Raw genomic sequence first — 22,598 nt, forward strand, 5'->3', positions numbered from 1 at the left:
CGTTTATTCGGTATTCCCGTATATTGGCAAACTGTATCAAAAAAAACGAAAAGATGCCCTATCTTGAGAACATTCGCACCTTCGTCAGAGTTTACGATCTGGGCAGCATGTCTGCGGCCGGACGTGACCTTAGAATTTCACCCGCGGTCACATCGGCACGGATTTCGCAGCTAGAGGATCATCTGGGTGTGCGCCTGTTTCAGCGCACGACCCGTAATCTGACACCCACGGAACAAGGGCGGGCATTTTACCCGGGCGCGGTGTCGGTGCTGGATGCGGTGGATGAGGCCGAGGCGCAGGTTACCCATCTGATCGAGGCACCTCGCGGGTCGCTGTTCGTTGCTGCCCCGCTGGGGGTCGGACGGCGGCTGCTTGCGCCTCATGTACCGGATTTCTTGCAGAAATACCCCGAGATAGACGTGCGATTACGCCTGACAGACCGGTCCATAGACCTGACGACCGAAGGGCTGGATCTGGCGTTTTTTATTGGCCAACCTGAGGACAGCACGCTGCGTATCCGCAAAATCGCCGATTGTCAGCGCGTGCTATGCGCCGCGCCGGACTACATCGAACGTCGTGGGATGCCCAAGACAGGTGCGGATCTGATTGCGGACAAGCACGAATGCCTCAACCTGCGCTTTCCGGGTGCGACCGAGTTTCAATGGATGCTGGAAACGCCCGAAGGGGCCAAACGGTTTGCGGTTTCAGGCCGGTTCGAGTGTGACGACGGCGATGTGCTGACCGATTGGGCGTTGTCGGGGCAAGGGATCGCGATGAAGCCTGTGTTCGAAGTGGCCGAGCATTTGAAGGCGGGCCGCCTTGTTCCGGTTGCAACCGAAACGCCTCCCATGCCGGTGCAGATGGCGTGTCTTTATACGCATCGGCGGCATCAGGATCCCAAGACCCGCCTGTTCATGGATTTCATGATCGAGCGGATGGGCAAAGTGGTGCGCAGCGCAGAAACCTGACGGATCAACTGCCGCGATAGGTCGAATATCCGTAGGGCGAGAGCAGCAGCGGCACGTGGTAATGCGCCTCGGCGTCGGACATGCCAAATCGGATCGGCACCTGATCCAGAAACAGCGGATCGTCCCCGTCCTGACCCGTCGCGCGCAGATAGTCGCCGGCAAAAAAGACCAGCTCATAGGTGCCGGGCTTGAACTTGTCCTGCGGCAATATCGGGCTGTCGGTGCGACCGTCCGCGTTTGTCTGCATCTCGATCAGTTTTTTGTGTGAATTGCCTGTGACCAGATACAGTGCGATTTTCAAACCCTCTGCCGGGCAACCGCGGCTTGTGTCCAGAACATGTGTCGTCAGGTAGCCTGCCAAGGGTCTCTCCATCTTATTGCAAGTGATGTGCCACAGTTTGGATCAAACATCAAAACTGTTGAAATGCCGAAAGAACCGGAAACAGCGTTCGGATTGATTTGATAATCAGGGATGATTTTCTAAGGTAAGGCTGTCGAGACCAGAAACCGAAAATGGAAAGTGCCATGCAGCCGCCTCGTTACCCTCGCGACATGATCGGATACGGCGCCAACCCGCCTGACGCGCAATGGCCCGGCGGGGCGAAGCTGGCGGTGCAGATCGTGCTGAACTATGAGGAGGGCGGCGAGAACTGCGTGTTGCACGGGGATGAAGCGTCCGAGGCGTTCCTGTCGGAAATCGTAGGCGCTGCTCAATGGCCCGGTCAACGCCATTGGAACATGGAATCCATCTACGAATATGGGTCGCGGGCCGGGTTCTGGCGGCTTCACCGTATGATGAGTGACCTGCCGATCACGGTTTATGGCGTGGCGACAGCCCTGGCCCGGTCGCCAGATCAGGTTGCCGCAATGAAATCGGCAGGGTGGGAGATTGCAAGCCATGGTCTGAAATGGGTTGAACACAAGGATATGCCCGAGGAAGAGGAGCGGGCGCAGATTGCCGAGGCGATCCGGCTGCACACCGAAGTCGTCGGCACACGCCCGCGCGGCTGGTACACGGGTCGATGCTCTGAGAACACCGTGCGGCTTGTCGCGGAAGAGGGCGGATTTGCCTATGTCGCAGACACCTATGCGGACGATCTGCCCTATTGGACGCAGGTTCGTGGCAGGGATCAGTTGATTGTGCCCTACACGCTGGATTGCAACGACATGCGCTTTGCGACGCCGCAGGGGTTCAATTCGGGCGATCAGTTTTTCTCGTATCTCAAGGACAGTTTCGATGCGCTGTATTCCGAGGGTGAGGCAGGCGCGCCCAAGATGCTTTCCATCGGTTTGCATTGCCGCCTGATCGGGCGTCCGGGGCGCGTTGTGGCGCTAAAACGGTTTCTGGATTATGCGCGCGGGTTTTCCGATGTCTGGTTTGCGACACGTCTGCAGATCGCTGAGCATTGGGAAAGAACACATCCGCCCGCGCACCGCGTGCGCCCGTCGGAAATGGGGCAGGAGGAGTTCGTTTCGAGTTTTGGTGGCATTTTCGAGCATTCCGCATGGATTGCCGAACGCGCGTTTGAGTTGGAACTTGGCGCGGCGCATGACACCTCAGGCGGGCTGCACAACGCGCTGTCGCGGGTGTTCCGGTCTGCGTCCGAGGACGAACGTCTGGGCGTTTTGACAGCACATCCCGATCTTGCAGGCAAGCTGGCACAGGCCAAACGGCTGACGCAGGAAAGCACGTCCGAGCAGGCCTCGGCCGGGTTGGATGCGTTGACGGATGAGGAACGCGATACCTTCACGCGGTTGAATGCGCAGTACACCGAAAAGTTTGGCTTTCCCTTCATCATTGCCGTGCGCGATCATACCAAGGCCTCGATCCTTGAGGCGTTTCAGCGCCGCGTAGAGCAGGATCGCGACACAGAATTTGCCGAGGCTTGTCGACAGGTGGAACGCATTGCCGCGTTTCGGTTGCAGGATCTTTTGCCGTCATGACCCGACAGATCACAACCCAGCCGATCACAGCCGAGAAATTTGCGCCATTTGGGGATCTGATCCAAATCAGCGGTGCCCCGGACAAGGTCATCAATCAGGGTCAATGCGGACGGTATCATGACCTGGCCGCGCTGGATTTTTTCGATGGGCGGGCCGGGATCAGCCTGTTTGACGCCAATCCGCGCAGCTTGCCCTACCAGCTTGATATGGTTGAACGTCATCCGGATGGAAGCCAGACCTTTGTTCCGATGACGCAAAACCCGTTTTTGGTGATCGTTGCACCGGATGAAGATGGAAAGCCGGGCGACCCCCTCGCGTTTCTGACCGCACCCGGGCAGGCCATAAACTTTCGTCGCGGAACCTGGCATGGGGTTTTGACACCGCTGCACAGCCCGGGTTTGTTTGCCGTCGTCGACCGGATTGGTGAGGGTGCGAACCTGGAGGAACACTGGTTCGACGTGCCATACACCGTTGTTGCGGCTTGAAAAGCGAAATCTCCCGCCCGTTCCGACTGCATCTAAGATGCCGCCTGACCGGTTGGGCCGGGCAGCTCGCGGGCAGGCCCGCAAGCTGCGGTCGCGCCTATTTTCCGGCCATCAGACGGGCGACGTCCAGCATGCGCGCAGAGAACCCCCATTCGTTGTCGTACCAGCCAAAAACACGCACCTGACGATCGCCAACGACGCGCGTTTCCGGCCCTGCGATGACAAGCGATTCGGGCCGTGCGCGCAGGTCGGATGACACCAGCGGCATATCTGTCCAGCCCAGGACGGGTGAGGCATCAACTGCGGCGCGCAGCTCGGCCTCAAAGCCGTTCGCGTCAGTAGCACGCTCTAACGTCACCACGAGGTCCACGGCCGACACGCTGGCCGTGGGCACCCGGACAGCCGCGCCAGAGATGCGTCCTTTGAGATGCGGCAGCACCTCATCAATCAGATGGGTCGCGCTGGTGGTTGTTGGCACCATCGACATCGCGCCAGCCCGGGACCGCGCCAGATCACCCCGTGGGGCATCTACCATCGGCTGGCTGTTGGTATAGCAGTGGATCGTCGTCATATGCGCAGACGCGATCCCGACGAGCGCGTCCAGAACCTTGACCAGAGGCGCCAAGCCATTCGTTGTGCAAGAGGCGTTGGACACAATGCGCGCATCACCAAGTTTGTCTTCGTTGGCCCCAAATACGATGGTGATTTCTGCTGCCGGGGATGGGCCAGAGATCAGGACCTTGCCCGCCCCGGCTGCAAGGCCTTGATTGGCGACATCTGTCGTGCGGGCAACCCCTGTGCAGTCCAGCAACACGTCGACCCCGGACAGGTCGATCTGGCGGAGGTCCGGGCTACGGGTCATTGGGATGGTTCGATCCTCGACCACAAGAGCCGGACCATCGGCCCTTACATCGCCCGGATAGGGGCCAAAGGTGCTGTCATATTTGAACAGATAGGCGCATGTCTCAAGCGGTGCGATATCGTTGATCAGCACCAGTTCGATATCCGTATCCCTGGGCAGCGCCAGCACCTGCCGCAGGATCGTGCGGCCTATACGGCCGAATCCGTTGATCGCGAGTTTCATGCGCAAGCTATGTCAGGCGAAACAGGCGATCTCAATGAAAGTATTGTACCAATTTCAGTTGCAGCTGACCTGCGAAAAGAACTGGCCCGAGATGTTCTGATACATGCTGGCAACGATGGGTTTGCACCCGGTTGCCTGCTGGATGGCCGCAATCGCCTGAACGGTCCGCAAACGGGGCGGCGGGCCAAAAGGGTTCAGATTGTTGTTGTCGCGCGTGGCGCGGTAGACGACCGGGGCGTCGGAGACCTGAGTGACGGCCCAGGTGCGGCTCATGACAAAAACCGACTTGGTTTCTTCCTTGGCCGCCGCCGGGGTCGCATTCAGGGCCGACAGACCGGCAATAGTGGCGATGACCAGACCCGTTGCGCGCAATAACATCGAAAATCTCCAATACCGAAAACCTGCCCTTATTTCATCAGATTGCGGCTTGTATGTGAACCCCCGGGTCGCGCAACAGTTCTGGCTGATTATCGTGCGGACTGCGACAGCGGCATATGGCGGTTCACATCCTTGTAAAGCAGATACCTGAACCGCCCCGGCCCGCCCGCATAGCAAGCCTGCGGACAAAAAGCGCGCAGCCACATGTAGTCGCCGGCCTCGACCTCGACCCAATCCTGATTGAGGCGATAGACGGCCTTGCCTTCAAGGACGTAAAGCCCGTGCTCCATCACATGAGTTTCGGCAAAGGGGATCACGCCGCCGGGTTCGAAGGTGACGATGGTGACATGCATGTCATGACGCAGATCTTCGGGGTCCACGAATCGCGTTGTTGCCCAGCGCCCCTCGGTTCCCGGCATGGGTGTTGGGGCGATACCCTGTTCGTTGGTCACGATCGGATCGGGTGAAGAAAGCCCGTCAACAGCCTGATAGGCTTTGCGAATCCAGTGAAACCGGGCCACTGAATCACCGCGATTGTGAAGCGCCCAATCCGCACCCGCCGGAATGTAGGCATAGCCACCTTCGGTCAGGACATGTTCGGCCCCATTAAGGCTCAGCGTGACTTTGCCCTCGACCACAAAAAGCACACCCTGCGCCTGTGTGTCCGTCTCGGGTCGGTCGCTGCCGCCGCCGGGCTGGACTTCCATGATGTATTGCGAAAACGTCTCGGCAAAGCCGCTGAGCGGGCGGGACAGAACCCATAGGCGGGTGCCCTCCCAAAACGGCAAAAAGCTGGTCACGATATCGCGCATCGTGCCCTTGGGAATGACGGCATAAGCGTCGGTGAACATGGCGCGGTCGGTAAGCAATTGGTCCTGTCCGGGGTGCCCCCCGTGCGGGGCATAATATGTTGGATTTGCCATCTGGTGCCTCGGAGTTGTGTTTGAACGCACTATGCTGGGATTGGCGAACCGGGCCTAGCGTCTGCGCGGCGATAGGTTTGTTCGGGAAAATTTGAAGGCGGGCTTGGAGTTCATCTCGCCGCCGTATAGTCTCGCTATCAAATTGATTTCAAACCTACGGAGACAGCGATGGCGGCCCGTTTCACACTGGCACTGACAGCAGCATTGATTGTCGGTGCATCTGTTCACGCCAAACCCTTGTCCAGAATCATCGCCGAAATGGGGTTGAGCCCAGCGGATTTCGAAGTGGTCAGCGCAACCGCAAATTCAATGTTGTCCGGCGGTACACCCAGCGCCGGTCAGGAACAGGCCTGGACCAACGCAGATACCGGATCAAAAGGCACGGTCCGGATACAAAGCGTGCAGGGCAACTGCGTGGTGCTTCAGCATATTGTCCAACCGGCCGGAGAGGATGCAGCGCGCGATATCAGAACGCGGCGCTGTAACGATGGCAACGGAAACTGGATCCTTGCTCCCTGACCGATGGGGCGATCAATAGCCCCTTTGGCGATCCACTTCATGCAACAGCGGCGCACCTTCTGACAACCGCTTGAAGTTCTCGGCAACGTCCGACAGCGCATCGCCCAGATGCCAGCCCGAGACATGCGGTGTGATTGTCACGCCCGGATGGCGCCAAAGCGGATTGTCTGAGGGCAGGGGTTCCGTGCAGGTCACATCCAGAACAGCATGACCCGGCGTTCCAAGGTCAAGCGCGGCGATCAAGGCTGCCTCGTCGATCAGATCTCCGCGGCCTGCGTTCAGCAATTGGCTGCCCGGTTTCATTTCGGCCAGAAGACTGGCATCAAACAATCCAACGGTTTCGGGGGTCGAGGGCAGAATGGCGCAAACATGGTCGCATTGGGCCAGCAGCGCGGGCAAAGCCTCATCGCCATGCAAACAGGTGACACCGTCAATCTCTTTGGCAGAGCGGCTCCAGCCGATCACCTGAAACCCGACCGCGTGCAGCATTTCTGCCGTGCGCTTGCCAATATGGCCCAAACCCAACACGCCGACAGTGGTCAAAAGGGTCAGGATCGGGGCCTTGGATACCCATTCGGCGCGCTTTTGTGAGGCCTCGTGGAACTGCATGTGGCGCTGGGCGCGCAGGATATAGGCCAGAAACCACTCGGCAATGCCCTGTGCAGGCGCATCGGGTTTCAATCGAGCGATACGCATATGATCTGGCAAATTCGGGTTGGATACGATGGTTTCGACGCCTGCCCCCAGTTTTTGCACCAGTTCAAGATTTCGATAGCGGGCGAGTTGGTCGTTGCTCAGCCCCGCAACGGCCAACATTCTGATGTCCGCAGGATCACCGCAATTCTCGGGCGTGCGCACATCCAGATCGGGCACCAAGCGCTTGATCTCTGCCGCGATTTCTTCGTCGGGGAGCCAATTGGTCAATCCGGTCTCAATCAACAGTGCCATCGGCGGTTCCTTATCTCGATTTGCCAAAGTGACGTCCCGTCACGCAACTGGACAGTGTGATGGCAGCTAAGCCATCCTCTGGCCAAAGGTAAAGCCCGATGGTGGGGCAAAGGAGGGTTCGTCATGATGACATTCGGACTGCGCGAGGAAAACCAAGCGCTGCTGCAACGCGTAAGCGACATGATCCGTGACGACATCATGCCGCTTGAGGCCGAGTATCAGGCCGAAATCAACACCGGAGACCGCTGGCAATATACCGATCGCCAGACAGAAATCCTCGAAGGGCTTAAGGCCAAGGCCAAAGCTGCAGGTCTGTGGAATTTCTGGCTGACCGACAGTGACAAGGGATTCGGTCTGACCACCGTTGAATACGCCTATTTCGCCGAAGAGATGGGCAAGACGCCACTGGGTGCCGAAGTGTTCAACTGCTCGGCTCCTGATACCGGCAACATGGAAGTGTTCGAGCGTTATGGAACCGAGGCCATGAAAGAACAATGGCTGCGCCCGTTGTTGAACGGAGAGATTCGGTCGGCCTATTTGATGACCGAGCCTGATGTGGCCTCGTCGGATGCGACCAATATCTCGATGTCCTGTGTGCGCGACGGTGATGGCTACGTGTTGAACGGCGAAAAGTGGTGGTCATCCGGCGCAGGCGACCCGCGTTGCAAGGTCTACATCGTCATGGTCAAAACCGCCGGGGACGAGCAGCCAAAGCACAAGCGTCAGTCGATGATTGTTGTGCCTGCTGATTCACCCGGGATCCAGGTCTTGCGCCCGATGGAAGTCTATGGCCATGACGACGCGCCGCATGGACACATGCATATCCGATTTACTAACGTGCGCGTTCCGGTTGAAAACATGTTGCTGGGCGAAGGGCGCGGGTTCGAGATTGCTCAGGGCCGGTTGGGCCCGGGACGTATCCACCACTGCATGCGCGCGATTGGGCAGGCGGAAACCGCGCTGGAGCAGATGTGCAAACGATCCCTTCAGCGCGAGGCGTTTGGCAAGAAGCTGGCGCAGCTTGGGGCGAATTTCGACATCATTGCCGAATGCCGAATGGAGATCGAGATGGCCCGCCTGCTGTGCCTGAAAGCGGCCTGGTACATGGATCAGGGCGATGCAAGGGCAGCGGCCCCCTGGATCAGCCAGATCAAGGTCATTGCTCCGCGCGTGGCGCTCAAGGTGATTGACGAGGCCGTGCAGATGTTCGGGGCACAAGGGATCAGTCAGGATACGCCTCTGGCCGCCGCCTGGACCCATGTGCGGACGCTGCGGCTGGCGGACGGACCGGATGCGGTGCACCGCCGTCAGGTGGCGCGGGCAGAGCTGAAAAAGCACACTCAGGAAAAGATCTGAGGCAGATTTGCATGCAGGCTGAGATCGAAAAACCAAGTTTCTTCCACCAAAATGCCCAGGGTGTTTTTGTGGGCAATGATCCTGCGCGCGGCCCTTGGTCCGCCGATCACTGCCACGCCGGTCCCGTGGCGGGCCTGATCGTGCGCGCGGCGGAAACCGAGGTGGGGGCAGAGAAGATGCTCACCCGCTTGACGGTCAATTTGCTGCGCCCTTTGCCGCTGAGCGGTCTGAGGGTGGCGGCTGAGACTACGCGGCACACCAAGACGCTGGCGACAACTCATGTGACGGTGCACGATCTGGACGACACCCTGTGCGCAACAGCCACCACAATGCACGTCATTCAGCGTGACCTGGGGCCCGTCGCGAATGTAGACATCCCGCCGATCAGCCTGGAGGACGTCGTGGAGGGGCCGTTTCCAATCGGTGCCATGCGCCACGACTTGCCAGGGTTCGCGCATTTCGCAGACATTCTCTATCCCGCAGGTGGCAACCAGGGGGCAGGTCCAAAGACCGTCTGGATGCGAACCCCGTCGCTGCTGGACGGTGAAACGCAGTCTCCGATTCAGGCGCTGTGCCCGCTGGCCGATTGTGGAAATGGTATCTCTTGGAATGCGCCAACAACGGAAATCGGCTTTATGAACACGGACTTGACCGTGCAGATGCATCGTTTGCCGAAGGGGGAGTGGTTTGCCTCGCAGTCGATCTCGCACTGGCGGTCTACGGGGATCGGCATGTCGCAATCGGTGCTTTTTGATACCGAAGGCCCGGTTGGCACTGCGTTGCAGACTTTGGTTCTGTTCCCGCAGACGTAAGCCCATGGGCCGGATTGCGCTTTTGCGGACCCAACGGCATTGCCCTTGCGGGACGCGCAACCTATCTTCATCGCATGCGATGGCTGGCAACATATCTGGCGCTCTGTCTGCCCGTTTCGGCAGCAGCGCACCCTCATGTCTTTATCGATACGGGGCTCGAATTCATTGTGGATGAAACAGGCCACCTGACCCATGTGCGTGTGACCTGGGCGTATGATGAGCTTTACTCTCTGTTCCAGCTTGAAGACATGAAGCTGGACCAGGACGGCGACGGGATTTTGACCAAGTCCGAAGAACAGTTTCTGGCCGGTTTCGATGCCCAGTGGATTGACGGGTATAATGGCGATCTTGTGCTTTATGCTGCGGGTGAACCAGTTGCTCTGTCCGGCCCGCAAGAGGCCACTGCCACGACCGAGGATGGGCGTATCGTGACCACGCATCTGCGCGCGGTCGAAGGCGGCGGGATTGTTGCCAAATCCCTGACAGCCAAACCCTTTGACGAGACCTATTACACCGCCTACGAGGTCACGCGCCCGGTCACCATCTCTGGCCCTGCGATCTGCGCGATTGAACGTATCGACCCGGATATTGACGGGCAGTTGGCCCAGATGCGTGCGTTTCTGCTGACGCTGGATGCCGACTACGATCTGGAAGAGAACGACATACCGCTGGTCGGTGAGAGCTTTGCAACCGAGATCCGTGTTTCATGTCCAAATACCTGATTGTTCCGGTTGCCCTGGCTTTCGGCTTGCTGCTTTGGTTTTGGGGCAGCGGCGGGTTTGACCATCTGGCGGCCTGGGCTGCGGGTGAACAGCGTGAGTTTCAAAACCAGATCGCCCGTTCCCTGCGCGCGGCCCGGGCCGAGCAACCGCAGGCCGTTGCGACCCTTTTGACCGTGTGTTTCGCCTATGGGTTCTTTCACGCCATTGGCCCGGGTCACGGCAAGGTCCTGATCGGTGGCTACGGGTTGGGACGGCGCGTGGCATTTTGGCGTTTGTCGGCGATCAGCGTGGCCTCGAGCCTTGGGCAGGCGGTGACGGCCGTTGTGCTGGTCTATGCCGGAGTGCTGGTCTTTCAGCTGTCGCGCGATACCCTTGTTAACACAACCGAACAGGTCATGGCGCCGATCAGTTACGGGGCGATTGCGGCCATCGGTTTGTGGCTGGTCTTTCGCGGGGTCCGCAGCTTTGCCCGGCGGCACCGTGCAGATGTCGCGCATGCACACAGCCACGACCATGATCACCATCATCACCACGATCACGACCATGACGTCTGTTCCGAATGCGGCTATAAACATGGTCCCACCGCGGAAGAGGTTGCTAAGGTCGGCAACCTGCGCGAAGCCCTCGTGCTGATCGCAGGTATTGCGGCGCGGCCCTGCACGGGGGCGCTGTTTGTTCTGATCCTGACATGGCAGATGGGCATCGCCATGGTTGGCATCGCAGGGGCCTTTGCCATGGCGCTGGGCACCGCCACGGTCACGACGTTGGTCGGGTGGACATCTTTTGGACTGCGCGGCGGTCTGTTGGCTTCGGCCTCGGCCACGCGGTTCGCGTCGGTTCTGGCCCCGACGATCGAACTGGTCGCAGGGTTGATGATCGCCGTGATTGCTGGTGGCCTGTTGCTGCGAACGCTCTAGCCGAAAACCGGACCGGGATAGCCGACGCGCGCAAGATACAGCCCCTGTGGCGGACAAACCGGACCGCAAGCCGCGCGGTCACAGGCCTCAAGAGCATCACTGACATCATCTGGGGTCCATGCCCCGGCACCGACCCGTTCCAGAGTACCGACAAAGCTGCGCACCTGATTGTGCAGAAAAGATCGCGCCCGGACGTGGAAGTGAACTTCGGGGCCGGAGACACCCTGCACCGATTCCACCCGCAGCTCATCCAGTGTTTTGACCGGGCTTGCCGCCTGACAGATCGACGACCGGAACGTCGTGAAATCATGCCGTCCGATCAGCCGGTCGGCCCCGGCCTGCATGGCGTCCACGTCCAGTTGATGATTGATCCGCCAGACCTGCCCCTTGTCATGCGTGGCAGGGGCCCGCCGCATCAGAATGCGAAACAGATATTGCCGTTCAACCGCAGAGAACCGCGCGTGCCAATCCTCGGTCACCGGTGCGGCTGCCAGAATCGCCACCGGTTGCGGCTTGAGGTGGTAATTCAGCGCCTCGGACAGGCGGAACGGGTCCCATTCCCGATCCATATCGCAATGGGCAACCTGACCCAGCGCGTGAACACCGGCATCCGTGCGGCCCGCGGCTGCGATTGTGTGCTCGCCCGGTTGAATGCGCGACAGGGCAGCCTCGATCGCGCCCTGAACAGACGGCTGATCCTTTTGCCGCTGCCACCCGGCAAAGGGCTCTCCTTGGTATTCGACTTTCAGCGCGTATCTGGGCATGGCGCGCTGGTAGCGCGCCTCGGGCGTCCGGGCAAGAGGCCGAAAGCTCTGGCATGTGCCGCGGGCGCTACCTATCTTGGGATAAACGAAAAAAGCGGGGCGACAGTTTGGTCATCTCTTCCCTGGCAGACAGTCTGGTGCGCGGTGTCGAATCCATTGGCGACAGCGTGTCCGAGACGTTCTTTGAGCCGGTCATCCGTCTGGGCGTTACCGGATTGGCGCGGTCGGGCAAAACGGTTTTCATCACCTCGCTGGTCGCCAACCTGCTGGATCGTGGGCGTATGCCGGGGTTGGCGGCACATCAGGAAGGGCGCATTTCAACGGCTTACCTTCAACCTCAGCCGGACGATACGGTACCGCGCTTTGACTATGAGGCGCATCTGTCCGACCTGACCGGGCCAGAGCCGCATTGGCCGGATAGCACCCGATCCGTGTCGGAACTGCGGCTGTCGTTCAAGGCGCGCCCTGCGGGGCTGTTGTCAGGGCTGCAAGGGCCGCGGACGATTCATTTGGATATCGTCGATTATCCGGGGGAATGGCTGTTGGATCTGGCCCTGTTGGACAAGTCTTATGCGGAATGGTCTCAGGAAACGTTGGAACGGATTGAAAACCGTGCCGAGGCGGTAGAGTTTCTGGCCCAGGCCAAAGCAACCGACTTTGCTGCGCCCCACGACGAACCTGCCGCTTTGGCCTTGGCCGGGGCGTTCACCGACTACCTGAACCGTGCGCGCGAAGCGGGGTTTTACGACTGTACGCCGGGGCGTTTTTTGCTGCCCGGTGATCTGGCGGGGTCACCGGTCCTGACCTTTGCGCCATTGCCTATCACCGATCCGTCGCGCCGCCGGACCTTGCAGCGCGAAATGGAACGTCGCTACGAGGCCTATAAATCCAGGGTAGTGAAGCCGTTCTTTCGCGATCATTTCTCGCGCATCGACCGGCAGGTCGTTTTGGTTGATGCGCTGGGCGCCATTCACAAAGGCCCGCAAGCGGTCGAAGACATGCGCCGCGCGATGGCTGATATCCTGTCGGCCTTTCGACCGGGGCGAAACGCATGGCTGAGCCAGCTTTTGCTGGGCAAACGGGTCGAACGCATCCTCTTTGCCGCGACCAAGGCCGACCATTTGCACCACCTGCAACACCCGCGCCTGACCGCAATCATGGAAGCGCTGACACGCGATGCCCAGGATCGGGCGCGGTTTGCGGGGGCCGAAACGGCGGCGCTGTCGCTGGCCTCGCTGCGCGCGACAACCGAAGAGATGCGCAGCCATTACGGATCTGACCTGCCCTGCGTGCGCGGCAGGCTGCTGGACGGCGGCAAGCAGGCCGCGTTCTACCCCGGAGAGTTGCCGGAAGACCCCGCTCATCTGCTGGCACCCGCCCGCGATGGGGCTGAGAACTGGCTGGGTGATGATTATGGGTTCATGGCTTTTGCACCGGCGAAGCTGACCCTTCAGCCCGGCGACGGGCCGCCGCATATCCGTCTGGACCGGGCCGCTCAATTCCTGATCGGGGATCGGCTATGAGCGTCATCCTTCGTCCCGCGCGTAGCACCGACGCCGGAACCACCGGCCAGATTTTGCATGACTTTGCGCGCGAACATGACTGGATGCCCCAGCTCCACTCCGGGGCCGAAACGATAGCCTTTTGTGGCCGGATGATCGATCAGGGCTGGGTCACCGTTGCAGAACACGAGGGCGTGGTGATCGGGTTTCTTGCCTTGATCGAAGATGAGGTGCAATCGCTCTACCTCGTGCAGCATGCGCGCGGGCAGGGCGTGGGCAGGAAACTGCTGGATCACGCCAAAGCGCGGCGATCCGAGCTCAGCCTTTATGCATTTCAGGCCAACCACCCGGCGCAGCGGTTCTATGAACGCAATGGTTTTGTCGAGATTGCACGCGGCGACGGGTCAGAAAACGACGAAAACCTGCCGGATATCAAGTACCTCTGGCAGCGGCAGGAGGCTGATCATGGCTAAAGGTCCGGTTCTGATTGATCTTGAGGACGAAGCGGCCAGCGTTGAGGTGTCCGACGCGCCACCCGTGCCGGATATCGCCGCCCCGCAAGGGCAGGCGATGCAGAGTGCCGCCTGTTTTGCCGCCCGCAAATCCTCGGCCTTGTCACGATGGTTCTGGGGGCTGGCGCTGGCTGTTGTCGGGGCCGTTGTATCCGTTGCGGCGTGGGATTTCGCCACATCGCTGCTGGCGCGTGCTCCGATTTTGGGCTGGGTCGTCACTGGCTTGATCGCCGCATTGATCTTGGTCGCATTGATCATCGCCCTGCGCGAACTGGCCGCGATCAGCCGGTTGTCGAGCGTCGACAGCATGCGCCGCGCCGCGGATGCCGCCCTCGCAGAAGACAGCCTGGATCAGGCCCGCGCTGTGACCCGCCGTTTGCTGTCTTTCTACAAAGGGCGCGAGGAAACGCGTTGGGGACGCCAACGCCTGTCCGAACGCATGGGGGATCAGTTTGATGCGGAAACACTGTTGACCCTGGCCGAAGACGAATTGCTCGCCCCGCTTGATGCGGCCGCCAGCCGCGAGGTTGAAGCCGCCGCCCGTCAGGTCGCAACCGTGACCGCTTTGGTTCCGCTGGCTCTGGCGGATGTGGTCACTGCCTTGGCCTCGTCTTTGCGGATGATCCGCCGGGTGGCCGAAATCTACGGGGGTCGCGCGGGTTTTCTGGGCAGCTGGCGGCTCACGCGCGCTGTTTTTTTGCATCTTGTTGCGACCGGCGCCGTGGCTGTCGGGGATGATTTGCTCGAACCGGTTTTGGGCGGGTCCGTTCTAAGCAAGTTATCCCGGCGCTTTGGCGAAGGTCTGGTGAACGGTGCGCTCAGCGCCCGGGTCGGCGTAGCAGCGATGGAGGTGTGCCGCCCGCTGCCGTTCTCGGCCCGGCACAAGCCATCGACCAGAGGTATGATCAAGCGCGCCCTGAGCGGGTTGTTTTCCCGCTCATAAAGCGCCGAACGGGTTTGCGGCACAGGGTTTAGGGCAGGTTCGCATCTTTCAGAGAAACGGCGACGGAACCCAAGCCAGTTTGGCTTTGGGTCATCGGAGCCTGCAATTCGCCTGCCTCGACAGTCTGTTGATCTGACGCGTATCGCGAAAATCGCATTGTCCCAATCAGCGATCCAACGTTAGTTTCAAAGGAATTTTTGCAAGGAGTTTGGCTTTGGAGCCTGTTTTGGTCCTGATCGGCCTGATTGTTCTGGCCATTCCCGTGTCGATCATCATCCTGATGGTCAGCCATGTCCGTCTGCGCAGACGTGTCGCGCAGCTGGAAAAGCAATTGGCACAGCCACAACCCGAAAAGGTGATCAGCTCCGAGGATCCAAAACCAACCGAATCTGCGCCGTGGGGAGAGCCTAAGAAACGTAAAACGCTTGCCCCGACAACCGCGGCGGATACCGGGATCAAGCCCGCAGAACCCCCGCAGGAACCGGGGATGATGTCGCGTTTTGCCACGTGGCTGAGCGACAATTGGTTCTACGCGATATCTGCGGTCTCATTGGGTCTGGCGGGGATTTTTCTGGTTCAGTACGGCGTGGAAAGCGGGCTTCTGCCTCCGACAGCGCGCGTGGTTGCCGCGTTGTTTTTTGGTGCCGCTCTGATCGCGGCGGGGGAGTATCTGAGGCGCAGGTTTGGCGACGACGAAACCTCGACCACTGCCAATCTGCCATCGGTGTTTTCGGGCGCGGGTCTGGTGACCCTGTTCGGTGCCATTTTGGCGGCGCGTTTGCTTTATGATCTGATCGGAGCCGAGCTGAGCCTTGTCGGGCTTGTGCTGGTCGCGTTGATGGCCTTGGTTTTGGGATGGTTTCACAGCGCCTTGCTGGCAGCGGTTGGCGTGATCGGAGCTTTCATGGCCCCGTTTCTGGTCGGCGGCAGTTCGGATGACCCAAATTGGCTGTATGGCTATTTCCTGATCGTGGCTTCCTTGGGCCTTGGGATCGATGCAATTCGCCGGTGGTGTTGGATTTCAGTTCTCAGCCTGATCGGCGGTTATGGCGCGTCGGCACTGTTGGTTCTGTCTGAACCAAGAACCGAACCAGGTTTCATGATGATGGTCACCGCGCTTGCGCTGATGACACTGTCGATCCCCGTTCGGAAACTATGGCCCGACCATTCCGGCCCGATGGTGACCGAGGCCGTGGTGATGGCGAAAGATGCAAATTGGCCCCAGTTCCCGACGCTGCTAGCGTTTGGCGTTGTTGTCGTCACCACAGTTGCCCTGTCGCTGCAATGGCCCGGCACACGGGCCGAGTTTTGGCTTACCCTGCTTTTGCATTTGATCCTGCTGGCCGCGTTGATCCTTTGGGCGAGAGGTGCCCGCGCGCTGCAGGATTTGGCCCTGATCCCGGCGATCGGCCTGGTTTCCTTTGTGTTCCGGCAAGGCTTGGACAGTGGCGTCGTCGCGACCGGGTTCTGGCAGACCAATGCTGAAACGCCTGAGGCCGATTACCCCTGGTCGGTTACCATCATCATCGGTTTCGCTTTGGCTGTCAGCCTTGCAGCAGTGTGGCGGTCGTTTCAGGGCGGACGCTATGCCAAGGTCTGGGCCGGCAGTGCGGCGATCTTTGCGCCGGCGATTGCCATCGCGTTAGAACTCGGCTGGCAACCGGCTGAGGTGATCGGGCCCTTCCCGTGGGCCTTGCACGCGATCGCGCTGGCCGCGGTTATGGTCGTTTTTGCGCAACGGTTCGCCGGGCAGGATGGCGAGGACCGAATGCGGGTCGCTCTGGTCACCTTGTCGGCGCTGTCCTGCCTGACATTTGCGTGTGTGATCATGCTCAGCTCGGCAGCATTAACAATTGCGCTGGTGGCGATGATCGTTGTCGCGGCAGGTCTGGATCGAATGTTCACCTTGCCTCCGATGAGCTGGTTCATCTGGGTCGGGGTTTTCACGGTTACGGTTCGGCTGGTGCTGAACCCGGGGCTTGATTGGGCCGATGCCGCGCCGTTGTGGGAGATGGTGCTGGTCTACCTGTCGGCGACGCTGGGCTTTTTGTTGGCCTGGCGCGTGATACAGCCGCTGCCGCGCCCGATTGCGCATGTTCTGCTGGAAAGCGCGTCCTGGGCGACCGGCGGTATATTGATATCGCTTCTTTTGCTGCGCTGGCTTGAGGGCTTCGGAGAAGGTGGCGCCAAGGATAGCCACTGGGGCCTGGGCCTGTTGGCGACCATTTGGTTGCTGCTGGCTTATGCGCAGGTTCAGCGCTTCAGGCTGGGTGGGAAGCTTAATTATATCCGCTATGCGCTGGCGCTGTTTTTCGCTGGTCACGCTGTGTTTCGGTTGGCGCAAGCCCTGAGCGTGGCCAATCCGGTTTTGAACCCCAATGCTGATCCGGTTTTGGGGCTGCCAATTGCCAACACACTGGCGATTGCCTATCTGCTGCCCGCATCTGTGGCTGCATTCTGGGCCTGGAAGATCCCATCCATGCCGGTTTGGTTGATGCGGATCAGCTATGGTGCGGCGGCGGGGCTGTCTGCCATCTGGCTGGGCCTGACCATCCGGCATCTCTGGCAGGGTGCGGCGCAAATGCACGAACGCTTTGGTGTCACGCAGCCCGAACTTTACACTTATACAGTCGCCCTTTTGCTGGTTGGAGCTGGAATTTTCTATCAATCCCTCGCGCGCGGGTCCGATTTGATGCGCAAGGTGGGGCTGGTCGTGATCGGGTTGGCAATTGCCAAGGTTTTCCTGGTCGACATTGCTGGTTTGGGCGGGTTGATCCGGGTGTTTTCACTGCTGCTGTTGGGCCTTGCGCTGGCCGGTTTGGCCTGGCTGAACCGGTGGGCCAGCCTGCGCCATTCGCCGCAGGAGGCAGAACCTCTGGACCATTGAAGTCGGGCGTCCTATAAGCGCGCCCATGTATGACCGGATGGCCATCATTATTCGAATTATATCCCCGGCGCTCTGACCACCTGAGACGCCGGGCAAAGGTGTTTGAGACTTCGCACCGACCGCTTCGCTCAATCGACGACCAGATCATCCAAGGACGCCCCAAATGTGCGCCGAAACACCTGACTACAAAGACACGCTGAACCTGCCCAAAACCGATTTCCCGATGCGCGCAGGCTTGCCCAAGCGAGAGCCCGCATGGCTGGACCGCTGGGAAAAAATCGGCGTTTATGACCGCCTGCGCGAGAAAGAGGGCCGTAAGCCGTTCACCCTGCACGATGGCCCCCCCTATGCCAACGGTCACCTGCATATCGGCCACGCGCTGAACAAGACGATCAAGGACATGATCGTGCGTTCGCATCAGATGATGGGCTTCGATTCACGCTATGTGCCCGGCTGGGATTGCCACGGTCTGCCCATCGAGTGGAAGATCGAAGAACAGTACCGCAAGAAAGGCAAGAACAAGGACGAGGTGAACATCGTCGATTTCCGACAGGAATGCCGCAAGTTCGCCGAAGGCTGGATCGACATCCAGCGGGACGAGTTCAAACGTCTGGGCATCACTGGCAACTGGCCCGATCCCTACATCACCATGGACTATCACGCCGAGGCCGTGATTGCCGACGAGTTCATGAAGTTCCTGATGAACGGCACTTTGTATCAGGGCTCCAAGCCCGTGATGTGGTCGCCCATCGAGAAGACCGCTCTGGCTGAGGCTGAGGTCGAGTATCACGACAAGGAGAGCTTTACGGTCTGGGTGAAGTTCAAGGTCGTAAACACCGGCGATGTAACGCTGGACAATGCCTATGTGGTGATCTGGACCACCACGCCTTGGACCATGCCGTCGAACAAGGCTGTGGTTTACGGCGAGGACATTTCCTATGGCCTCTACGAAGTCATCGGTCGCCCCGAAGAATGCTGGGCGCGGATCGGTGAGCGGTATCTGCTGGCCGATGATCGCGCGGCGGATGTGTTTGCGCGCGCGCGTCTCGATGACACGATGTATCGTCGCTTGTGTGATGTCACGCAGGAAGATCTGGCCAAGATCCAGCTGACCCACCCGTTGGCCGGGGCCGAAGGCGGCAATGGCGAATGGGATGACATCCGCGACTTCCGCGCCGCTGAGTTTGTCACCGATACCGAAGGCACCGGTTTTGTCCACTGCGCGCCGTCGCACGGGATGGAGGAATTCGAACTCTACCGCGATCTGGGCATGTTGGAGCAGGTCATCACCTATAACGTGATGGACGATGGCAGTTTCCGCGCTGACCTGCCGTTCTTTGGTGGCAAGTACATCCTGTCCCGCAAGGGCGGTGAAGGTGATGCCAACAAAGCCGTGATCGACAAACTGGCCGAGGTTGGCGGGCTGCTGGCGCGGGGCAAGATCAAGCACAGCTATCCGCATTCGTGGCGCTCGAAGGCTCCGATCATCTATCGCAACACGCCGCAGTGGTTTGCCTCGGTCGACCGCAAGCTGGACGATGGTATGGGCGAGATGGGCGATACCATCCGCGAACGCGCGCTGCGGTCGATTGATGGGCTGGTGAAATGGACACCGCAGACCGGGCGCAACCGTCTGTATTCGATGATCGAGGCGCGTCCGGATTGGGTTCTGTCGCGCCAGCGCGCCTGGGGCGTGCCGCTGACTTGTTTCACCAAGAAAGGGGCGCTGCCGACGGACGCAGATTATTTGCTGCGCAGTGAGGAATTGAACGCACGCATCAAGGCGGCGTTCGAGCAGGATGGCGCAGACATCTGGTATACGGACGGGTTCAAGGAAAAGATCCTCGACGGGATCGTTAACCCTGACGACTATGATCAGGTGTTTGATGTGCTGGATGTGTGGTTCGATTCCGGTTCGACCCATGCGTTCGTTCTGCGCGACCGTGAGGACGGGACTGAGGACGGCATTGCCGACGTCTACATGGAAGGCACCGACCAGCATCGTGGGTGGTTCCATTCGTCGATGCTGCAAGCCTGTGGCACCAAGGGCCGTGCGCCGTACCGCAACGTGGTCACGCATGGCTTTACGCTAGATGCCAAGGGCAACAAGATGTCCAAATCGCTGGGCAACACCATCGTGCCGGAAGAGGTCGTCAAGCAATACGGCGCCGATATTCTGCGCCTGTGGGTCGCTCAGACTGACTATACCGCCGACCAGCGGATCGGGCCGGAAATCCTGAAAGGCACCGCCGACAGCTATCGCCGTCTGCGCAATACGATGCGGTTCATGCTGGGATCGCTGGCCGACTTCACCGAGGCCGACCGCGTTGCGCCAGAGGACATGCCGCGCCTGGAACGCTGGGTGCTGAGCCGTCTGGCCGAGTTGGACGAACAGGTGCGCAACGGTTATGCCTCGTTCGATTTCCAAGGCGTGTTCAGCGCCGTGTTCACCTTTGCCACGGTCGATCTGTCGTCATTCTATTTCGACGTCCGTAAGGATGCGCTGTATTGCGATGGCGACAGTCTGCGCCGTCGCGCTGCGCGCACGGTGCTGGATATCCTGTTCCACCGCCTGACCACATGGCTGGCCCCGGTTCTGGTCTTCACCATGGAGGAGGTCTGGCTGGAACGTTTCGGAGGCGAAGACAGCTCGGTCCATCTGATGGACTTCCCCGAAACGCCCGCCGAATGGCGCCACGAGGAACTGGAGGCCAGCATGGCCAAGGTGCGCCGCGTCCGCCGGGCCGTAACGGCTGCGCTGGAAATCCAGCGTCAGGACAAGGTGATTGGATCCAGCCTTGAGGCTGCGCCGATTGTCCATGTCGAGGATCAGGAAACCCGCGATCTGCTGGCCACGTTCGATGTGGATGACATGTGCATCACTTCCGGTTTGACCGTCACAGGCGATCCGGCCCCGGCCGAGGCGTTCCGCGTGCCTGAGATCGAAGGCGTCGCCGTGGTGTTTGAAAAAGCCGAAGGCGATAAGTGTCAGCGGTGCTGGAAGATCCTGCCGGACGTGGGATTGCATGCCCATCCGGGTGTTTGCGGGCGCTGCAACGAGGCGCTGGCCTGAAGGTTAGCCGGGGTTTTGCGAGGCTCTGCCTCGCGCTCCGAGGTATTTTTGAACAAAAGATGAGACGGATCGTCAGGATTCGGGTTGCAGGTGTGGGTGCACATCTGCAACCGTTCGTTCATGCCGATGATTGCCGTAGAAACTCAGTTTGGTTGCCTTGGTGTCGAAGAGACCGACGGTGCGCTCATGCGTCTTGTCTGGAATGGTCGAAACCAAGGACCGGTGACCCCGCTGCTGCAAGAGGCCGCAGCGCAATTGCGCGCCTATGATGCGGGGCGGTTGGATCGGTTTGATCTGCCCTATCACATCGAGGGGTCTGCGTTTCAGCGTCAGGTCTGTGATCTGATGTATGCGATCCCTCTGGGCGACACACGCACCTATGGCGACATCGCCAAAGAGTTGGGGCAACCCCCACAACCGGTGGGGCAAGCCTGCGGGGCCAATCCGATTCCCGTGATCATCCCGTGCCACCGGGTGCTTGCCGCAAACGGGTTGGGCGGGTTTTCCGGGGATGGCGGGGTCGAGACCAAGGTCGCCTTGTTGCGTCACGAAGGCGCGGCGGGGCTATTGATCTGAAGTACCAGCTTGAAATCGGCGGAGATGCGGCTCAACTTATATTATATTATGAATTTGAAGGATCGAGTTGCATGACCACCGACCAGGATCGCGAAGCCCAGAAGAAGACCATCATCGACCGACTGATGTCGCTAGAGGCGCAGGAATTGGCAACGGCCCAGGCGCATTATGATGCCTTCCTGAAAGATTCTCAGCTGGACGACCGCGAAGTGCATGACAAGGACGACATTGTCGCCTCACGCGAGAATGCGGATCTGGCGGCGGCCTTTGATGCGCCTGTCCATGCCCATCACGCCAAAATCGACGTGATCGAAAATACGGATTTTGGCCTGACAGAGCGGGTTCAGCCCGGGGCGGTCATCAAGTTCAACAACCGCCGCTTTGTGGTCTGTGTTTCGACAACGCGGTTCGAGGTTGAGGGAAAGACCTATATGGGGATCTCAACCCAAAGCCCGATATACTTGGCGATGGCAGGCCTGCAGAAGGGTGATGTTTTCACCCACAACGGCACCGAGTTCGAGGTGCAGGATGTCCTTTAGGCTTTGATCGGGTCTTTGCGTGGTGGCACGATCTGCTGCGCGATGCCTGCGAAGGTCAGGTACAGGCTGGTCACGACCAGCCCCCAATGGGCCCAGCTTTCCGGGTGAAAATCGACCCAGGCGGCCCAGCCCGCAAAGAAGGTCCAGGCAAAGGCCATGGGCAGCGACACTGTACGCCAGCGCGCGGTCCGGACCGGGTGGATGAATTTCAACGGCACGAACATCGCAATCGACAGCAGCGTGACCAACAGCAGGATAACCCAGAAATTGGGTTCCAGCGCGAAGATGACAATGACGAACATGTTCCAGCATCCCGGAAAGCCGGAAAAGGAGTTATCCTTTGTTTTCATGCGCGTGTCGGCAAAATACATCGCACTGGCAAAGGTGATGACAATGATTGCGAACCACCCTGTCCACCCATCCATGAGCCCGGATTTGAACAGGGCAAAGGCGGGGATGAAGACATAGGTCAGATAATCGATAATGAGATCCAACAGCACTCCGTCAAACTCAGGCGCGTTGTGTTTGACGTGATAGTGCCGGGCCAGAGGGCCGTCGATGCCGTCCACGATGAAAGAGACGACGAGCCAGAGATACATCAGGCTCCATTTCTCTTCGACCGCCGCCAACATGGCGAGCATCGCAAAAACGGCTCCGGTTGCAGTAAAGAGATGAACGGAAAGAGCTTTGAATCTGAGTGTCATTGGGGTGTCATGTACGATGCGGCGCGCAGATGCAAAGCAAAA

General features: G+C 59.7%; 22 protein-coding genes. 15 read left to right on the top strand and 7 right to left on the bottom strand.

The genetic code is table 11. The features are described from left to right. Positions 1-53 precede the first annotated feature (53 nt). Complete coding sequence (locus ACR0AG_RS01140) at positions 54-968, top strand: LysR family transcriptional regulator (RefSeq protein ID WP_480835542.1); 915 nt, start codon at positions 54-56, stop codon at positions 966-968. A 4-nt stretch (positions 969-972) separates the two neighbouring features. Here ACR0AG_RS01140 and uraH read toward each other — a convergent pair whose 3' ends face one another. Next, positions 973-1,329, bottom strand: coding sequence for a hydroxyisourate hydrolase (gene uraH, locus ACR0AG_RS01145; protein ID WP_480836849.1), 357 nt, complete (start codon positions 1,327-1,329; stop codon positions 973-975). Positions 1,330-1,493: 164 nt separating this feature from the next. On the opposite strand from uraH, the gene puuE reads away from it, so the two are divergent. After that, a complete protein-coding gene (gene puuE, locus ACR0AG_RS01150; RefSeq protein WP_480835544.1) occupies positions 1,494-2,912 on the top strand; it encodes an allantoinase PuuE in 1,419 nt (472 codons plus the stop codon). Continuing rightward, positions 2,909-3,397, top strand: coding sequence for an ureidoglycolate lyase (locus tag ACR0AG_RS01155; RefSeq protein ID WP_480835546.1), 489 nt, complete (start codon positions 2,909-2,911; stop codon positions 3,395-3,397). Before puuE ends, ACR0AG_RS01155 begins: the two co-directional genes overlap by 4 nt. A gap of 97 nt (positions 3,398-3,494) precedes the next feature. Here the strand turns inward: ACR0AG_RS01155 and ACR0AG_RS01160 are convergent, their stop codons facing one another. From ACR0AG_RS01160 to ACR0AG_RS01170, 3 genes are all read right to left on the bottom strand, one after another. Then, complete coding sequence (locus ACR0AG_RS01160) at positions 3,495-4,481, bottom strand: type I glyceraldehyde-3-phosphate dehydrogenase (protein ID WP_480835548.1); 987 nt, start codon at positions 4,479-4,481, stop codon at positions 3,495-3,497. A 54-nt stretch (positions 4,482-4,535) separates the two neighbouring features. Beyond that, the gene (locus tag ACR0AG_RS01165; RefSeq protein WP_480835550.1) at positions 4,536-4,859 is read right to left on the bottom strand and encodes a hypothetical protein; all 324 of its coding nucleotides are present in this window, start codon (positions 4,857-4,859) and stop codon (positions 4,536-4,538) included. Between the two features lie 89 nt (positions 4,860-4,948). Then, a complete protein-coding gene (locus ACR0AG_RS01170; RefSeq protein WP_480835551.1) occupies positions 4,949-5,782 on the bottom strand; it encodes a bifunctional allantoicase/(S)-ureidoglycine aminohydrolase in 834 nt (277 codons plus the stop codon). A gap of 168 nt (positions 5,783-5,950) precedes the next feature. Here ACR0AG_RS01170 and ACR0AG_RS01175 point away from each other — a divergent pair, with 168 nt between their 5' ends. Beyond that, on the top strand, positions 5,951-6,301 hold the full coding sequence (locus tag ACR0AG_RS01175; RefSeq protein WP_480835553.1) for a hypothetical protein: 351 nt from the start codon (positions 5,951-5,953) through the stop codon (positions 6,299-6,301). 12 nt (positions 6,302-6,313) lie between these two features. Here the strand turns inward: ACR0AG_RS01175 and ACR0AG_RS01180 are convergent, their stop codons facing one another. Then, positions 6,314-7,249: a 2-hydroxyacid dehydrogenase gene (locus ACR0AG_RS01180; RefSeq protein ID WP_480835555.1), complete on the bottom strand. Its 936-nt coding sequence runs from the start codon at positions 7,247-7,249 to the stop codon at positions 6,314-6,316. A gap of 123 nt (positions 7,250-7,372) precedes the next feature. On the opposite strand from ACR0AG_RS01180, the gene ACR0AG_RS01185 reads away from it, so the two are divergent. The 4 genes from ACR0AG_RS01185 to ACR0AG_RS01200 all read left to right on the top strand — a co-directional run bounded on the left by ACR0AG_RS01185 (position 7,373) and on the right by ACR0AG_RS01200 (position 11,056). Beyond that, entirely contained in the window at positions 7,373-8,605 is a 1,233-nt protein-coding gene (locus tag ACR0AG_RS01185) for an acyl-CoA dehydrogenase family protein (protein WP_480835557.1), read from the top strand. An 11-nt stretch (positions 8,606-8,616) separates the two neighbouring features. Further along, positions 8,617-9,417, top strand: coding sequence for a thioesterase family protein (locus ACR0AG_RS01190; RefSeq protein ID WP_480835559.1), 801 nt, complete (start codon positions 8,617-8,619; stop codon positions 9,415-9,417). Positions 9,418-9,491: 74 nt separating this feature from the next. Then, a complete protein-coding gene (locus ACR0AG_RS01195) occupies positions 9,492-10,139 on the top strand; it encodes a DUF1007 family protein (RefSeq protein ID WP_480835561.1) in 648 nt (215 codons plus the stop codon). Next, positions 10,124-11,056: a nickel/cobalt transporter gene (locus ACR0AG_RS01200; RefSeq protein WP_480835563.1), complete on the top strand. Its 933-nt coding sequence runs from the start codon at positions 10,124-10,126 to the stop codon at positions 11,054-11,056. The genes ACR0AG_RS01195 and ACR0AG_RS01200 overlap by 16 nt, the downstream gene beginning before the upstream one ends. Here ACR0AG_RS01200 and truA read toward each other — a convergent pair. Continuing rightward, entirely contained in the window at positions 11,053-11,820 is a 768-nt protein-coding gene (gene truA / locus ACR0AG_RS01205) for a tRNA pseudouridine(38-40) synthase TruA (RefSeq protein ID WP_480835565.1), read from the bottom strand. The two genes, ACR0AG_RS01200 and truA, sit on opposite strands and share 4 nt — an antisense overlap. A gap of 107 nt (positions 11,821-11,927) precedes the next feature. Here truA and ACR0AG_RS01210 point away from each other — a divergent pair, with 107 nt between their 5' ends. From ACR0AG_RS01210 to ACR0AG_RS01240, 7 genes are all read left to right on the top strand, one after another. After that, positions 11,928-13,343 (top strand): YcjX family GTP-binding protein, encoded by a 1,416-nt coding sequence (locus ACR0AG_RS01210; RefSeq protein ID WP_480835567.1) that lies wholly within the window; start codon positions 11,928-11,930, stop codon positions 13,341-13,343. Continuing rightward, positions 13,340-13,795, top strand: a complete 456-nt coding sequence (locus ACR0AG_RS01215; RefSeq protein WP_480835569.1) for an N-acetyltransferase family protein — start codon at positions 13,340-13,342, stop codon at positions 13,793-13,795. The genes ACR0AG_RS01210 and ACR0AG_RS01215 overlap by 4 nt, the downstream gene beginning before the upstream one ends. Further along, positions 13,788-14,777: a YcjF family protein gene (locus tag ACR0AG_RS01220; protein WP_480835571.1), complete on the top strand. Its 990-nt coding sequence runs from the start codon at positions 13,788-13,790 to the stop codon at positions 14,775-14,777. The genes ACR0AG_RS01215 and ACR0AG_RS01220 overlap by 8 nt, the downstream gene beginning before the upstream one ends. Positions 14,778-14,991: 214 nt before the next feature. Beyond that, positions 14,992-17,664 carry a DUF2339 domain-containing protein gene (locus ACR0AG_RS01225; RefSeq protein WP_480835575.1) on the top strand — a complete coding sequence of 891 codons (2,673 nt, stop codon included), beginning with the start codon at positions 14,992-14,994 and terminating at the stop codon, positions 17,662-17,664. Between the two features lie 163 nt (positions 17,665-17,827). Further along, a complete protein-coding gene (gene ileS / locus ACR0AG_RS01230; RefSeq protein ID WP_480835576.1) occupies positions 17,828-20,737 on the top strand; it encodes an isoleucine--tRNA ligase in 2,910 nt (969 codons plus the stop codon). A gap of 120 nt (positions 20,738-20,857) precedes the next feature. Then, positions 20,858-21,313 carry a methylated-DNA--[protein]-cysteine S-methyltransferase gene (locus ACR0AG_RS01235; RefSeq protein ID WP_480835578.1) on the top strand — a complete coding sequence of 152 codons (456 nt, stop codon included), beginning with the start codon at positions 20,858-20,860 and terminating at the stop codon, positions 21,311-21,313. Positions 21,314-21,384: 71 nt separating this feature from the next. Further along, positions 21,385-21,852, top strand: coding sequence for a hypothetical protein (locus ACR0AG_RS01240; RefSeq protein ID WP_480835580.1), 468 nt, complete (start codon positions 21,385-21,387; stop codon positions 21,850-21,852). On the opposite strand, the gene ACR0AG_RS01245 is transcribed toward ACR0AG_RS01240, so the two are convergent. Then, positions 21,849-22,556, bottom strand: coding sequence for a CDP-alcohol phosphatidyltransferase family protein (locus ACR0AG_RS01245; protein ID WP_480835582.1), 708 nt, complete (start codon positions 22,554-22,556; stop codon positions 21,849-21,851). The two genes, ACR0AG_RS01240 and ACR0AG_RS01245, sit on opposite strands and share 4 nt — an antisense overlap. Between the last annotated feature and the right edge of the window lie 42 nt (positions 22,557-22,598).

This window comes from Ruegeria sp. H6 (genome assembly GCF_056532975.1).